The 13,871-nt window shown below is 73.2% G+C and carries 11 protein-coding genes, 2 tRNA genes and 1 pseudogene; 7 read left to right on the top strand and 7 right to left on the bottom strand.

From position 1 onward, the window contains the following. The first annotated feature begins 26 nt into the window (after positions 1–26). The gene (locus ACUJ8O_RS07565) at positions 27–1,115 is read left to right on the top strand and encodes an alpha/beta hydrolase (RefSeq protein ID WP_078025450.1); all 1,089 of its coding nucleotides are present in this window, start codon (positions 27–29) and stop codon (positions 1,113–1,115) included. Between the two features lie 66 nt (positions 1,116–1,181). Here the strand turns inward: ACUJ8O_RS07565 and ACUJ8O_RS07560 are convergent. Together ACUJ8O_RS07560 and ACUJ8O_RS07555 are read right to left on the bottom strand one after the other, a co-directional pair. Continuing rightward, a tRNA-Ser gene (locus tag ACUJ8O_RS07560) sits at positions 1,182–1,272 on the bottom strand. 74 nt (positions 1,273–1,346) lie between these two features. After that, the gene (locus ACUJ8O_RS07555; protein WP_078025449.1) at positions 1,347–1,853 is read right to left on the bottom strand and encodes a nucleoside deaminase; all 507 of its coding nucleotides are present in this window, start codon (positions 1,851–1,853) and stop codon (positions 1,347–1,349) included. 83 nt (positions 1,854–1,936) lie between these two features. Between ACUJ8O_RS07555 and upp the strand changes: the two genes are divergently transcribed. The 3 genes from upp to ACUJ8O_RS07540 all read left to right on the top strand — a co-directional run bounded on the left by upp (position 1,937) and on the right by ACUJ8O_RS07540 (position 4,430). Beyond that, positions 1,937–2,572 (top strand): uracil phosphoribosyltransferase, encoded by a 636-nt coding sequence (gene upp, locus ACUJ8O_RS07550; protein ID WP_010079486.1) that lies wholly within the window; start codon positions 1,937–1,939, stop codon positions 2,570–2,572. 474 nt (positions 2,573–3,046) lie between these two features. Further along, entirely contained in the window at positions 3,047–3,835 is a 789-nt protein-coding gene (locus tag ACUJ8O_RS07545) for a winged helix-turn-helix domain-containing protein (RefSeq protein WP_036316068.1), read from the top strand. Positions 3,836–3,905: 70 nt separating this feature from the next. Then, entirely contained in the window at positions 3,906–4,430 is a 525-nt protein-coding gene (locus tag ACUJ8O_RS07540; protein ID WP_002854135.1) for a SixA phosphatase family protein, read from the top strand. Positions 4,431–4,509: 79 nt separating this feature from the next. On the opposite strand, the gene ACUJ8O_RS07535 is transcribed toward ACUJ8O_RS07540, so the two are convergent. Beyond that, positions 4,510–4,583, bottom strand: a tRNA-Arg gene (locus ACUJ8O_RS07535). A 244-nt stretch (positions 4,584–4,827) separates the two neighbouring features. Here ACUJ8O_RS07535 and ACUJ8O_RS07530 point away from each other — a divergent pair. Then, positions 4,828–6,672, top strand: a complete 1,845-nt coding sequence (locus ACUJ8O_RS07530; protein ID WP_445373283.1) for a phosphoenolpyruvate carboxykinase (GTP) — start codon at positions 4,828–4,830, stop codon at positions 6,670–6,672. A 68-nt stretch (positions 6,673–6,740) separates the two neighbouring features. Here ACUJ8O_RS07530 and ACUJ8O_RS07525 read toward each other — a convergent pair whose 3' ends face one another. Continuing rightward, on the bottom strand, positions 6,741–7,931 hold the full coding sequence (locus tag ACUJ8O_RS07525) for a globin domain-containing protein (protein ID WP_069941745.1): 1,191 nt from the start codon (positions 7,929–7,931) through the stop codon (positions 6,741–6,743). 44 nt (positions 7,932–7,975) lie between these two features. Further along, positions 7,976–8,449, bottom strand: a complete 474-nt coding sequence (locus tag ACUJ8O_RS07520) for an RrF2 family transcriptional regulator (protein WP_078025445.1) — start codon at positions 8,447–8,449, stop codon at positions 7,976–7,978. A gap of 71 nt (positions 8,450–8,520) precedes the next feature. Here ACUJ8O_RS07520 and ACUJ8O_RS07515 point away from each other — a divergent pair, with 71 nt between their 5' ends. Then, complete coding sequence (locus ACUJ8O_RS07515) at positions 8,521–10,716, top strand: RecQ family ATP-dependent DNA helicase (protein ID WP_069941743.1); 2,196 nt, start codon at positions 8,521–8,523, stop codon at positions 10,714–10,716. A gap of 10 nt (positions 10,717–10,726) precedes the next feature. On the opposite strand, the gene ACUJ8O_RS07510 is transcribed toward ACUJ8O_RS07515, so the two are convergent. After that, positions 10,727–12,202, bottom strand: coding sequence for a phosphomannomutase/phosphoglucomutase (locus ACUJ8O_RS07510; protein WP_078025443.1), 1,476 nt, complete (start codon positions 12,200–12,202; stop codon positions 10,727–10,729). 141 nt (positions 12,203–12,343) lie between these two features. Here ACUJ8O_RS07510 and ACUJ8O_RS07505 point away from each other — a divergent pair, with 141 nt between their 5' ends. After that, complete coding sequence (locus ACUJ8O_RS07505; protein ID WP_256369580.1) at positions 12,344–13,495, top strand: MFS transporter; 1,152 nt, start codon at positions 12,344–12,346, stop codon at positions 13,493–13,495. 45 nt (positions 13,496–13,540) lie between these two features. Here the strand turns inward: ACUJ8O_RS07505 and ACUJ8O_RS07500 are convergent. Then, a pseudogene (locus tag ACUJ8O_RS07500) lies at positions 13,541–13,871 on the bottom strand (hypothetical protein); the annotation flags it as partial.

Genomic DNA, 13,871 nt, shown 5'->3' with positions numbered 1-13,871 from the left:
CCTGGCTCCGCACCGGAAGGGGGCCCATGACGTCGACCGCACGGTCCCCGCGGGTGTCCCGCCGCGCCGCGCTCGGCCTCGGGGTCGGCGCCCTCGCGGTGGGCGGGGTGGCCGTCGTCACCGACCTGGCCGGCGCGCCCGCCGGGCCGCTGGGCGCCAACGCGACGGCCCTGTACGGCATGCGCAGCTCCACCGGGCACACGTACGCGACCCTGCCCGGGCGCGCCGGACGCATCGACGTGTACCGGCCGCCGGGCCAGGGCCCGTTCCCGGTCCTCGTGTGGAACGCGGGCTCCGGCTGGCGCAGCGATCGCGGCTACAGCGACGGTGTCGACGTCGCCCGCGGCCTGGTCCCGCACGGCTACGCCGTCGCCGCGTTCTCGGTGCGCAGCTCCAAGCAGGGCACGTTCCCCGCCCAGGTGGAGGACGCGACGGCGGCGGTCCGCTGGGTGCGGCGCAACGCCCCGGGCCTGCAGCTGGACGCGGGGCGGGTGGCCGTGGCCGGCTCGTCGTCGGGCGGTTGGAACGCCCTCATGGCCGGCCTCACGGGCGGACAGGACCTGGACCGCGAGCAGGTGCCGCTGCCCGGCCGGGAGGTGCCCGACGGCGGCCACGCGATCCCGGAGGAGGACCGCGTCCAGGCGATCGTGGACTTCTTCGGCCCCACGGACTTCCTGACGATGAACCGCCAGATGCTCCCGGGCGCGTGCGCGGACTACAACCGCGCGAACCGGCTGAAGCACTGCCACCTCGACGACCGCAGCACCAAGTCGGACATGCTGGGGGTGCCGGTCCTGGCCTCGGGCGGCCTGACCCGGCTGGCCTCCCCGATCGCGCACGTGCGCCCGGACTCGCCGCCCCTGCTGGTCGTCCACGGGCGCAAGGACGTCACGGTCCCGTGGGGGCAGAGCCTCGAGCTGTACCGGGCCGCGGAGACCGCCGGACTGCGCACCGCGTTCTACTCGGTGGCCGAGGGCAGCCACGACCTGGGCATGATGACCGCGAAGACCCGCAGCGCGGAGGTGCTCCGCAACGGTGTGCCGGCCAGCGCCGTGCACGCCACCATCTCGTGGTCGGCGGTGGCCTCGTTCCTGGACGCCGTCCTGCCGCGCTGAGCCGACGGCCGGACCCGCCCCGGCATGGAGAAAGCCCGGGAGCACGAGGCTCCCGGGCTTCACATCTGGCGGTGACGGTGGGATTTGAACCCACGGTACGGGGTTACCGTACACAGCATTTCGAGTGCTGCACCTTCGGCCGCTCGGACACGTCACCAGACCAGGACACCCTACCCGAGCCGTGGCGGCGCGCCCAAACCGGCCGCCCGCCGTCGTCGGGCGCGAGCGCGTTCAGTCGCGCTGGGCGGCGAAGAACCCCCGCAGCAGCGCCGCGCTCTCCTCGGAACGGACGCCGGCGCGGACCTGCACCTGGTGGTTGAAGCGGGGGTCGCGGACCACGTCCAGCACCGAGCCGCACGCGCCCGCCTTCGGGTCCCACGCCCCGAATACGACGCGCGGGATGCGGGCCAGCAGCAGCGCACCGGCGCACATGGGGCAGGGCTCGAGGGTCACCACGAGGGTGCAGTCCGTCAGGCGCCAGCCGTCGCCCGCCCCGGCGGCGGCCCGCAGCTCCGCTCCGCGGCGCAGCGCGAGGACCTCGGCGTGGGCGGTGGGGTCGTGGTGCTGCTCGCGCTCGTTCCCGACGACGGCCAGGACGGTCCCGTCACCGGCCACGAGCGCGGCGCCGATCGGCACGTCGCCGGCCGCTCCGGCCGCGCGGGCGGCCCGGAGGGCCAGGCCCATCCACGCGTGCTCCTGCTCGGCCGTGGGCGTGGGGGAGGGGACGGGGGCGGACACGCGGCCAGCCTAGCGGCGGTGCAGGCGCCCCGCGGGCGCGGGGGACGGGCGCAGGGGCGCGCGTGGACGGTACCGTGGGCGCCATGCGCGTCCACATCGTCGACCACCCGCTCGTGGCCCACAAGCTCAGCGTCCTGCGGGACAAGAAGACCCCGTCCATGATCTTCCGGCAGCTCACGGAGGAGCTCGTGATGCTGCTCGCCTACGAGGCGACGCGCGACGTGGCCATGGAGGAGGTGCGGATCGAGACCCCGGTGACCGAGACCACCGGCTTCCGGCTGGCCCGGCCGCGTCCGCTGGTCGTGCCGATCCTGCGCGCGGGGCTCGGGATGCTGGAGGGGATGACCAAGATGGCGCCGTCCGCCGAGGTCGGGTTCCTCGGCATGGCCCGCAATGAGGAGACGCTGGACATCGTCACCTACGCGGAGCGGCTGCCGGCCGACCTGTCCGGGCGTCACGTGTTCGTCCTGGACCCCATGCTGGCCACGGGAGGCACGCTGATCGAGGCCATCCGCTTCCTCTACCAGCGCGGCGCGGCGCGGGTCACGTGCCTCTGCCTGCTCGGGGCGCCCGAGGGCATCGAGCGGCTGGAGGCCTCGCTGGGCGACGTCGAGGTGGACCTGTACCTGGCCGCCGTCGACGAGCGCCTGGACGAGCGGTCCTACATCGTCCCCGGCCTCGGCGACGCCGGCGACCGGCTCTACGGTCTGGCGGAATGACCTGAACGGACCTCCGCGTCCGCCACGAGACGACCACGGCCCCCGCCCCCACCCGGCGGGGGCCGTGGTCGTCTCACGGGAGCGTCTCCGGCGGAGGCGTCAAGCGGGGCCGTGAATGTGTCGTCCATCTAGTGGACGTCACGACCTGCTGTGACCCGTCATCATGGCGTCACATGGAAAACCTGGAAGTCGCCTGCATAAATATTCCGCATACTCGCTCGTCCTGCGCCGCGCCCTGCCCTGTTGAACAATGAAAGAGTCGCGCGGGCGAGCCGACCGGCCGCGCGACGCTATTCCGATCCGCGAATAGTGATGTTGAGCACATTCAGAACTCTTTCTCTCAAATAGTGAGACAAAAGCGCGAACGTTACTTGCCAGTCCCCTCGGTGAAGTCACATTCTTGTCATGTGACGCCTCGTCCGCCGCACCGACCGAGCGGTGGAGGGGCCATGAGCCGAAAGAGGAGTGGTGGCCATGGGTCAGTCCGCCGGATACGTGCACATCTCCGTCCGCAACGCGCAGCGTCGGGCCGACGGCATGTCCCGCCGAGGCCAGGCCCGCGCAGGCCTGCGCCTGGCCGGTGGCACCGACGCCCCCGACTCCCAGACGGCGCCGACGCCGGTCCTGGCGCCGAACGGCATCCCGGGTCCCCAGGCGGTGGCCCGGGAGAACGAGGCCCGTGGGTTCGTCATCTACGTGGGCATGGACGAGCTGGCCGCCTCGGCCGCCGGCACCTCCCTCACGCGGCTGGCCAATGAGCTGCGCCACTACGTGGAGTCCCTCGTCCCCGGGGCGGAGTCGCACGCCGCCGTCGCCCTGGCCCCCGCCGGCGCGGAGGGCCGCGACATCGAGGTCGTGCGCCAGGTGCTCGGCGACCCGACCGTGCAGGGCGGCACCCGTCCCGACCTGGCGCAGGCGCCGGCCCCCGTGTCCACGCGCCAGCCCGGTGTGCTGATCGATCTGTCCCGGCGCGAGGTGCAGCTGGACGGTGAGTCGCTGAACCTCACCTTCAAGGAGTTCGAGCTCCTGAACTACCTCGTGGAGAACGGCGAGCGCACCGTCGGCCGCGAGGAGCTGCTCGACGCCCTGTGGCGCAACGCCGACGAGGTGCCCAACGAGCGCACCATCGACGTGCACATCCGCCGCCTGCGCGCCAAGCTCGGCCGCCTCGCGAACACCGTGCGCACCGTGCGCGGCCAGGGCTACCGCTTCTACCGCCACCCCGAGGTGGTCGTGTGGGCGGCGCCGGAGTACAGCATCTGACCCGCGCCCGCCCGTGTCCGACGACGGCCCCCGCTCACCCGAGCGGGGGCCGTCGCCGTAGCCTGGCCGCATGAGCACCGCCGACGCGAAGACCCTGATCGTCCTCCGGCACGCCAAGGCCGGCTGGCCCGACGCGGCCGACGACCATGCCCGCCCGCTCGCCGAGCGAGGCCACGCCCAGGCGCCCGCCGCCGGCGACTGGCTCCGCGAGCACGACCTCGTCCCGGACGCCGTCGTGTGCTCCGATGCGCTGCGCACCCGTCAGACGTGCGTGTGGGTGTGCGAGCGCCTGGGCGAGCTGGCACCCACGCCCTACCTGGACCCGCGGCTCTACGGCGCCGACGCGGCGCGGGCCCTGGCCGTCGTCAACGAGACGGAGGAGACCACGCGACGGCTGCTGGTGGTGGGCCACATGCCGTGGGTGCAGGAGCTGGGCATGCGGCTGATGAGCCTGGACTCGGACCAGGACGCGGCGCTGCGCATGAGCGAGCACTACCCGACGCTCGGGATGCAGGTGTTCCGGGTGGAGAAGCCGTGGGCCGAGCTCGACGGCCGCGACGCCGCCCTGACGCACTTCGTGGTTCCGGGGCGCTGACCTCCGCGGCGGCGCGCGTGGCAGAGGCGCGCCGACATGACGAAGGCCCCGCTCCAGCAGGAGCGGGGCCTTCCGATCGTGCGCCCAAAGGGATTCGAACCCCTGACCTTCTGTTCCGTAGACAGACGCTCTATCCAGCTGAGCTATGGGCGCATCATCCGATCCGCCGGAGCGGCTCGAACTCGTAGAACACTACAGGACCTCTCCGGCGAAGTGCAAATCGACGGTCTGCGGCGGTCTGTGTCGGGGGTGTGGCGGGGGCGCGGCCATGATAGCCGGGCTCGGGTACCATGGCAGGACCGTGCGGCCACAACGATGTGGTGCGCGCTTCGGCGGTGCACGCATCGGAGTGGACGGGACGGAACGGCCCCGGACCCCAATGGGAGGACTCTCCACCATGGCTGACAACGCCACCACCTCGTTCGCGGATCGCGCCCTGGCGGACGCGCCCACGGACTACGCCCAGCTGCGCGAGTGGGTCGCTCAGATTGCAGAGCTGACGCAGCCGGACTCCGTCCAGTGGGTCGACGGCTCCGAGGAGGAGCGCGACCGCCTCGCGGACGAGCTCGTGGCGGCGGGCACCCTGACCCGCCTGGCCGAGGACAAGTTCCCCAACTCCTTCGCCGCGTTCTCCGATCCCGCCGACGTCGCACGCGTGGAGGACCGCACCTTCATCTGCTCCGAGAAGGAGGAGGACGCCGGCTTCACCAACAACTGGATGGACCCGGCGAAGATGCACGGCATCCTCGACGACGCGTTCACCGGCGCCATGCGCGGCCGCACCATGTACGTGATCCCGTTCGTGATGGGCCACCTCGACGCCGAGGACCCGAAGTACGGCGTGGAGATCACCGACTCCGCCTACGTGGTCCTGTCGATGCGCATCATGGCCCGCATCGGCCAGGACGTGCTGGACAAGATGTCCCGCGAGCAGGCCTTCTACGTGCCGGCCGTGCACTCCGTGGGCGCCCCGCTGGAGCCGGGCGAGCAGGACGTGCCGTGGCCGTGCAACGAGACCAAGTGGATCGTGCACTTCCCCGAGGAGCGCTCCATCTGGTCCTTCGGCTCCGGCTACGGCGGCAATGCCCTGCTCGGCAAGAAGTGCTACGCGCTGCGCATCGCCTCCGTGATGGCCCGGGACGAGGGCTGGCTCGCCGAGCACATGCTGATCCTCAAGCTGACCAACCCCGAGGGCCGGTCCTACCACATCACCGGCGCCTTCCCGTCGGCCTGCGGCAAGACCAACCTCGCCCTCATCGACCCCACGATCGAGGGCTGGAAGGCCGAGACCCTGGGCGACGACATCACCTGGATCCGCGCCGGCAAGGACGGCGAGTTCCGCGTGATCAACCCGGAGACCGGCTACTTCGGCGTCGCCCCCGGCACCGGCTGGTCCACCAACCCGAACGCCATGCGCGCGATCTCCAAGGGCAACTCCATCTTCACCAACGTCGCCCTCACCGACGACGGCGGCGTGTGGTGGGAGGGCATGACGGACGAGGTCCCCGAGCACCTCACCGACTGGCGCGGCAACGACTGGACGCCCGAGTTCGGCACCCCGGCCGCCCATCCGAACTCCCGGTTCTGCACGCCCATCGAGCAGACGGACATGCTGGCCGACGAGTACCGCGACCCGCGGGGCGTGAAGCTGGACGCCATCCTGTTCGGCGGCCGCCGCAAGACCACCGTGCCGCTGGTGACCGAGGCCTTCGACTGGGAGGACGGCATCCTCAAGGGCGCCACCCTCTCCTCGGAGACCACCGCGGCCGCCGCCGGCGCCGTGGGCGTCGTGCGCCGCGACCCGATGGCCATGCTGCCGTTCCTCGGCTACGACGCCGGCGACTACCTGGCCCACTGGGTCAGGGAGTCCGGCAAGGCCGACCCGGAGAAGCTGCCGCGCATCTACCTGGTCAACTGGTTCCGCCGCAACCGCGACGGCGGCTTCGCCTGGCCCGGCTTCGGCGAGAACTCCCGCGTCCTGAAGTGGGTCGTGGAGCGCCTCGAGGGCAAGGCCGAGGCCGAGGAGACCCCGATCGGCCTCGTGCCGGCCGCGGGCTCGCTCGACCTGTCCGGCCTCGAGGTGTCGGCTGAGGACCTCGAGGACGCCCTCAAGGTCGACGCCGCGGAGTGGGCCGAGGAGAACGAGCTCATCGAGGAGTGGCTCGGCCGGTTCGGCGAGTCCCTGCCGCAGGCCATCCGCGACCGCTTCGAGGCGCAGAAGCAGCGCTTCGCGCAGGCCTGAGCCCCGCCGCACGCGGAACGGCCCGCACCCCGTGAGGGGTGCGGGCCGTTCCGCGTTCCGGGGCCGGATCAGGCGGCGAGCCAGAGGTCCGGGCCGAAGATCTCGTAGCGGATGGACGTCGCGGGCACGCCGGCGTCGATCAGCTTCGAGCGGGTGGACTGCATGAACGCGAGCGGGCCGCACAGGATGTAGTGCCCGTCGCGGGGCAGTTCGACGTCGTCGAAGTGCATCACACCCTCGACGGTCGTGACGCCCTCGGGGTCCTGCTCGGGTCGCACCCCGAGGAAGAGGCGGGCGTCGCCGTGCGGCAGCGCCGCCAGGGACTCCGTCACCTGTTCGCGCAGGGCCACCGCCTCCCAGGACGCGTCGCCGTGGAAGAAGAGGACCTGGCGGTCCGAGCCCTGCTGGGCGAGCGCGTCCAGGATCGCGGCGGCCGGGGTGATGCCGATGCCGGCGGTCGCCAGGACCAGGGGAGCGGTGGAGTCCTCGTCCTCGAGGGTGATGTCGCCGTAGGGGTTGGACAGCTCGATGACGTCGCCGACCTCCACGTTCTGGATGAGCATGGGCGAGACCTCGCCGCCCTCGTCCAGCTTCACGGTGATGACACGTTCGGTGGTGGACTCGGCCTTCTCGGAGAGGGAGTACTGGCGGCACTGGCGCAGGCCGTCCTCGACCTTCAGGCGCACGGACACGTAGCCACCGGCCCTGCCGCGGGACTGCGGGGTGTCGTCGGCCGGCTCGAAGCGGAAGGTGACGGCCGCGTTGCCGGTGGGCTCCTTCGCGACGACCCTCCAGTCCGTCCACATCCTGTCGTTGGCCTGCTGGGCGTAGAGGCCCTTCTCGATCTTGATGAGGGCGTCGGCCATGAGCCAGTAGACCTCGGTCCAGGCGTCGGCCACCGCGGGCGTGACGGCGTCGCCGAGCACCTCGCCGATGGCCCAGAAGAGGTTCTCGTAGACGATCGGGTACTGCTCCTCGACGATGCCGAGGGCGGTGTGCTTGTGGGCGATGCGGGACAGGACGGCCTCGGGCAGGGTGCCCGGGTTCTCGAGCAGGTGCACCGCGAACCTCACGATGGAGCCGGCGAGGGCCTGGGCCTGCTCGCCGTTGCGCTGGTTGGCGCGGGAGAAGACGCCGTCGAGGAGCTCGGGGTGGGCCTCGAACATGTGGGCGTAGAACAGGGGCGTGATCTCCGGCATGTGCTCGGCGACGACGGCGGCGGTGGCCTCGATGACGGGGCGGGACTTCTCGGACAGCACGGGGGTCTCCTCGGGAGCCTTATATGTGCATTGCCGATGCAAGATTACACCGTGGCCGCGTGGGATCCCATCGCGGGCAGGCCCAGGGAGACCGGCCCCGTGGCGCCCGCTCGGCCCGGACGCACGAGGTCACGGACCGTCAGGAGGTCGAGCTCGGCCATGAACGCCTCCCGGGCGCGCGCGAGGGCCTCCCGCAGGCGGCAGTCCGCCGCGAACGGGCACGGGACGCCCGTCTCGTGGCCGGCGCAGTCCAGGACCTCTGCGCGGGGGCTCAGGTCGCGCACGAGCTCTCCGACGCGCTGGTCCAGCCCCGCCTCCGTGATCCGGGCGCCGCCCAGCCGGCCGCGGGCCACCTGGATGGTCCCGCGGCGGCGCAGCTCGGCGACCGCCTTGATCACGTGGTTGTAGGGCACCTGGATCCGGTCCGCGATCTGCTGGCTGGTGAGCCGTTCGCCCTCGGCGGCCGCGAGCGTCATCAGCACACGCAGGCAGACGTCGGTGTAGGCGCTCAGCTTCATCCCGCCATCATCCCACCGGTGCACGGCGCCGCCGCGCCTGCGGTGTCCGGGCCGGTTGGCATACTGACGCCATGGACGCCACCTCGCACCCCGACGCCGGCCCCCGCCTCCCCGAGACCTCCGCGCCGGGGGGCGACGCCGCGCTGCACGAGGAGGCCCTGGCCGTCCTGCGTCGGCTCGTGGACCGGCCGGACGCGCGATTCAAGGACGGGCAGTTCGAGGCGATCGAGGCGCTCGTGGCCCACCGCCGCCGCGCCCTGGTGGTGCAGCGCACCGGCTGGGGCAAGTCCGCCGTGTACTTCGTGGCCTCCCTCCTGCTGCGTGCCCGCGGCGCGGGGCCCACGCTGATCGTCTCCCCGCTGCTCGCGCTCATGCGGGACCAGGTCGCGGCCGCCGCCCGGGCGGGCGTGCGCGCGGTGTCCGTGAGCTCGGCGAACGCCACGGAGTGGGACGAGGTCCGGGCCCGGCTCGCGGCGGACGAGGTGGACGTGCTGCTGATCTCCCCCGAGCGCCTCACGAACCCCCGGTTCCGGGACGAGCAGCTGCCGGACCTCGTGGCGCGCATGGGTCTGCTCGTGGTGGACGAGGCCCACTGCATCTCCGACTGGGGCCACGACTTCCGGCCGGACTACCGCCGCATCCGGGACCTGATCGGGCTGCTTCCCGCCGAGGGGCCGCGCGCGGTGCCCGTGCTGGCCACCACCGCCACGGCCAACGCCCGTGTGGTGGCGGATGTGGTGGAGCAGCTCGGCGTCGCCTCCGAGCAGGACGTGTTCGTGCTCCGCGGCCCCCTGGCCCGCGCCTCGCTGCGCCTGGGCGTGCTGCGCATGCCCAGCCCGGCCGCGCGCCTGGCCTGGCTCCTCGACCACCTCGCGGACCTGCCGGGCTCCGGGATCGTCTACGCCCTCACGGTCTCCGCCGCCGAGGACACGGCGCGCGCCCTGCGCGAGGCGGGGCACGAGGTGGTCGCCTACACGGGCCGCACGGACCCGGAGCGGCGCGCCGAGATCGAGGAGGACCTCAAGGCCAACCGGGTGAAGGCCGTCGTGGCCACCTCGGCGCTCGGCATGGGCTTCGACAAGCCGGACCTGACGTTCGTGGTGCACTTCGGTGCGCCGGGCTCGCCCGTGGCGTACTACCAGCAGGTCGGCCGCGCCGGCCGCGGGACGGACCACGCGGACGTGCTCCTGCTGCCCGGGCCCGAGGACCGTCGCATCTGGGAGTACTTCGCCACCGCCTCCATGCCGGACGAGGAGCAGGCGCGCGCCGTGCTGGGGGCGCTCGCGGACCACGGCGGGGCCCTCTCCGTGGCGGCGCTCGAGCCGGCCGTGCGGATCAAGCGCACCTCCCTGGAGCTGCTGCTCAAGGTCCTCGCCGTGGACGGGGCGGTCGAGCGGGTGGGCGGCGGCTGGCGTGCCACCGGGCGGGAATGGACGTACGACGCCGAGCGGTACGCCCGCGTGGCCGAGGCCCGCCGGGCCGAGGAGCGGCTCATGCTCGACTACCAGACCACGGACCGGTGCCGCATGGAGTTCCTGGCCCGCACCCTGGACGACCCCACCGCCGCGCCGTGCGGCCGCTGTGACGTCTGCGCCGGCCCCTGGTACCCGACGGGATCGGACGGGGCGGCGCGGGAGCGCGCGGAGGCCGCCCTGCGCCGCACCGGCGTGCCGATCGAGCCCCGTCGCATGTGGCCCTCGGGCATGGACCGGCTGGGCGTGCCCGTCAAGGGGCGGATCGCGCCCGAGTCACAGGCCGAGGAGGGTCGCGCGCTCGCCCGCCTGACGGACCTCGGGTGGGGCACCGTCCTGCGGGACCTGCTGGACCGGGAGGACGCCCCGGTGCCGGACGAGGTCCTGCGGGGCGCCGTCGACGTCCTGGCCGGCTGGGGGTGGCGGACGCGGCCGATCGCCGTCGTCGCGATGCCCTCGCGCACCCGCCCGCAGCTGGTGGGGTCGTTCGCCGAGGGGATCGCCCGGATCGGCCGGCTGCCGTTCCTCGGCTCGCTCGACCACGCGCGCGGCGGCCCCACGGCCGGGCCGGGCGGCAACAGCGCCTACCGGCTCGGGTCCGTGTACGGCCGGTTCGCCGTCCCCGAGGCGATGGCGCAGATGCTGCGCACCGCCCCGGACGCCGGCCGCCACGGCCCCGTGCTGCTGGTCGACGACCTCGTCGACTCGCGGTGGTCGCTCGCCGAGGCTGCGCGGGTGCTGCGCGAGGCCGGCGCCCAGGGGGTGCTGCCGCTCGTCCTGGCCCAGGCCGGATGAGCCGCCGAGGTCAGCGCTCCGCGCGGACGATCGCCAGCACGGCGTCGCGGAGCGCCTCCATGGTGGCGGCCGTGCGGGCCTCGCCGTTGTAGCGCAGGAACGGCTCCGTGTTGGACGGGCGGAGGTTGAACCACCACGTGCCGTCCTGGGCGGCGACCGTGGTGCCGTCCATGCGGGTCACCGTGGTGGCCACCCCGGCGAAGTCCTCGTGCACGGCCTGGCCCTCGCCGACGCCCTCGCCCACGGCGGGGGCGAACTGCGCCACCACCGCGGCCACGGCGGCGTCCTTGTCCGCGACCTGCGAGTTGATCTCTCCGGAGGCCACGTACGGCTCGTACTCCTCGGCCAGCTCGGACAGCGGCTGCTCCTGGCCGCCCAGGGCCGCCAGCACGTGCATGGCCGCGAGCATGCCGGTGTCCGCGTTGAAGAAGTCGCGGAAGTAGTAGTGCGCGGAGTGTTCGCCGCCGAACACGGCGGACTCGGCGGCCATGACCGCCTTGATGAAGGAGTGGCCCACGCGGGTCTCCACGGCCCGGCCCCCGTCGGCCGCCACGAGCTCGGGGACGGCGCGGGAGGTGATCAGGTTGTGGATGACCACGGGGGTCTGCTCGCCGTCGGCCTTCGCGCGGGCGATCTCGCGGCGGGCCACGAGGGCGGTGATCGCGGAGGGGGAGACCGGGGCGCCCTGCTCGTCGATCACGAAGCAGCGGTCGGCGTCGCCGTCGAAGGCCAGGCCGATGTCTGCGCCGTGCTCCACGACGGCGGCCTGCAGGTCCCGGAGGTTCTCCGGCTCCAGCGGATTGGCCGGGTGGTTCGGGAAGGTGCCGTCCAGCTCGAAGTAGAGCGGCTCGATCTCCAGCGGCAGGGCGGCCAGCTCGGCGTCGCCGAGGACGGCCGGGGTGGTCTTGCCCGCCATGCCGTTGCCCGCGTCCACCACGACCTTCAGGCGGCGCACCCCCGTCAGGTCCACGAGCGAGCGCAGGTACGCGGCGTAGCCGGGGAGGATGTCCTCCTCCGTCACGGTGCCGGCGGTCTCGGCGGCGGGGATCTCACCGGCGTCGAGGTAGGCCTGGGCCGCGTCGCGGATCTCGAACAGCCCGGTGTCCGAGGAGACCGGCACGGCGCCGGCCTGGGCCATCTTCATGCCGTTGTACTCGGCCGGGTTGTGCGAGGCGGTGAACACCACGCCCGCGGCCTGCTTCACGCCCGCCGCGTAGTAGAGCATGTCCGTGGAGATCAGCCCCAGGGTGACGACGTCGGCGCCGCGGCGCGTGGCGCCCTCGGCGAAGGCCGTCATGAACGCGGGCGAGGAGGGGCGCATGTCCCCGCCGACCAGCACGGTCTGACCGGCCAGGCCCAGCACGTCCACGAAGGCCGCGCCCACCGCGCGGACGCTCTCCGCCGTGATGGACTCGCCCACGATGCCGCGGACGTCGTACGCCTTGAAGGAATCGTGCAGGTCGAGGGAGGGGGTCGAGGTAGTCACCCGACCGATCGTAGTGGACAGCCTGGATACAGTGATGGCGTGCCCCCGACCACTCCGCCCCCGCCCGCGGGGCCCCCGGCCGTTCCGCCGTCGGGACCCGCACCGGCCGCCCCCGGGGAGGCCGCGTATCGCAGGCTGCTGATCGGGCTGTTCCTGGCCGGGGTGGCCACGTTCGCCCAGCTCTACTCCCCGCAGGGTCTGCTGCCGCTGGTCAGCGACGACCTGGGCGTCCCCGCGGACCGCGCCGCCCTGCTCGTCTCCGCCAGCACGCTCGGCCTCGCCCTGTCGGTGGTGCCGTGGTCCGTGGCCGGGGACCGGTGGGGCCGCCGACGCGCCATGGTGGTCTCGATGGTCTCCGCCAGCGCGTGCGCGCTCGCGGGCGTCCTCGCGCCCACGTTCGAGGCCATGCTCCGCCTGCGCCTGCTCGAGGGCATGGCGCATGGGGGCGTCGCGGGACTCGCCGTGGCGCTGCTGGCGGAGGAGGTGGCCCCGCACGCGGTCGCGGCGGCCGCCGGCACCTACATCGCCGGCACCACCCTCGGCGGTCTCTCCGGCCGGCTCCTGGCTCTGCCCGTCGCGGAGGCGTCCTCGTGGCGCGGCGGGATGCTGGCCGTCACCGTGGTCGGGGTGCTGTGCACGGTCGGCTTCCTGGCGATCACGCCGCGCGCCCGGCGTTTCACGCCGTCGCCCACCTCCCCGGCGACGCTCGTGCGCATCGTGCGCGGCCACCTGCGCTCGCCGGAGCTCGTCGCCGTCTACCTGCAGGGGGCGCTGCTGATGGGCGGGTTCGTGGCGCTGTACAACTTCGTGGGGTACCGCCTGCTCGGCCCGCCGTTCTCCTGGACGCCGACGGCGGCCGGCCTCGTCTTCCTCGCCTATCTCGCGGGCACGTGGTCGTCGCCGCGCGCGGGCCGGCTGGCCGCGCGGGTGGGCCGGCTGCCCGTCCTGGCCGGCGCGACGGCGGCCATGGCGGCGGGCGTCGCCCTCACGTCGGTCCCGCATCCGGCGGTGCTGGTGCCCGCCCTCGTGCTCGTGACGGGCGCGTTCTTCGCCGCCCACGCCGTGGCCTCCGCGTGGTCCGGGACGGCCGCCCCCACGGGCCGCGCCCAGTCGACCTCCCTGTACAACTTCGCGTACTACGCCGGCTCGAGCCTCTTCGGCTGGCTGGGCGGCGTGTTCCACGAGTCCCACGGGTGGCCGGGGACGGTGCTGATGGTCCTGGCCCTGGTGCTGACCGCCCTGGCGAGCGCCGTCGTCGTGCTGCGCGGACGCGGGACGGCCCCGGCGCGCTGAGCCGCGGCCGTCGTCGGGGCGGGTGTCAGTGGGTCGACCCGCGGGTCACCAGCCGAGGGCCTCGGCATCCGTGCCGGTGGCGGACCGGGCCTGGTCGCGCCAGGCGGCGAGGACCTCCGGGTCCTGCAGCTCGAGCCACGCGATCATCTGCTGGTAGGTCACGCAGTAGGTGTCCTCCTCGACGCAGACCTCCCGCATGACCTTCTCCACGGCCGGGTTGAACGCGTTGAGACCCCAGTCGTTGAAGTGGTTGCCGAAGACCAGCGGGGCGCGGTTGCCCGCGAGCGCCGAGTCGTACATGTAGCGGTAGGTGCGGTACTGGAAGTCGGTGAGTCGGGCGACGTCCTCCGGGATGTCCCTGCCGCCGTTGCCGGAG

The organism is Micrococcus sp. EWR3.9.1 (assembly GCF_052615555.1).
Note: the sequence above shows the minus strand (reverse complement) of the source record. Positions and strands in the feature narration are given on the sequence as shown.

Bases quoted from the DNA above. Each gene is read 5' to 3' on its own strand.
- ACUJ8O_RS07565 (WP_078025450.1), top strand. From the start codon at position 27: ATGACGTCGACCGCACGGTCCCCGCGGGTGTCCCGCCGCGCCGCGCTC.
- upp (WP_010079486.1), top strand. From the start codon at position 1,937: ATGCGCGTCCACATCGTCGACCACCCGCTCGTGGCCCACAAGCTCAGC.
- ACUJ8O_RS07545 (WP_036316068.1), top strand. From the start codon at position 3,047: ATGGGTCAGTCCGCCGGATACGTGCACATCTCCGTCCGCAACGCGCAG.
- ACUJ8O_RS07540 (WP_002854135.1), top strand. From the start codon at position 3,906: ATGAGCACCGCCGACGCGAAGACCCTGATCGTCCTCCGGCACGCCAAG.
- ACUJ8O_RS07530 (WP_445373283.1), top strand. From the start codon at position 4,828: ATGGCTGACAACGCCACCACCTCGTTCGCGGATCGCGCCCTGGCGGAC.
- ACUJ8O_RS07520 (WP_078025445.1), bottom strand. From the start codon at position 8,449: ATGAAGCTGAGCGCCTACACCGACGTCTGCCTGCGTGTGCTGATGACG.
- ACUJ8O_RS07515 (WP_069941743.1), top strand. From the start codon at position 8,521: ATGGACGCCACCTCGCACCCCGACGCCGGCCCCCGCCTCCCCGAGACC.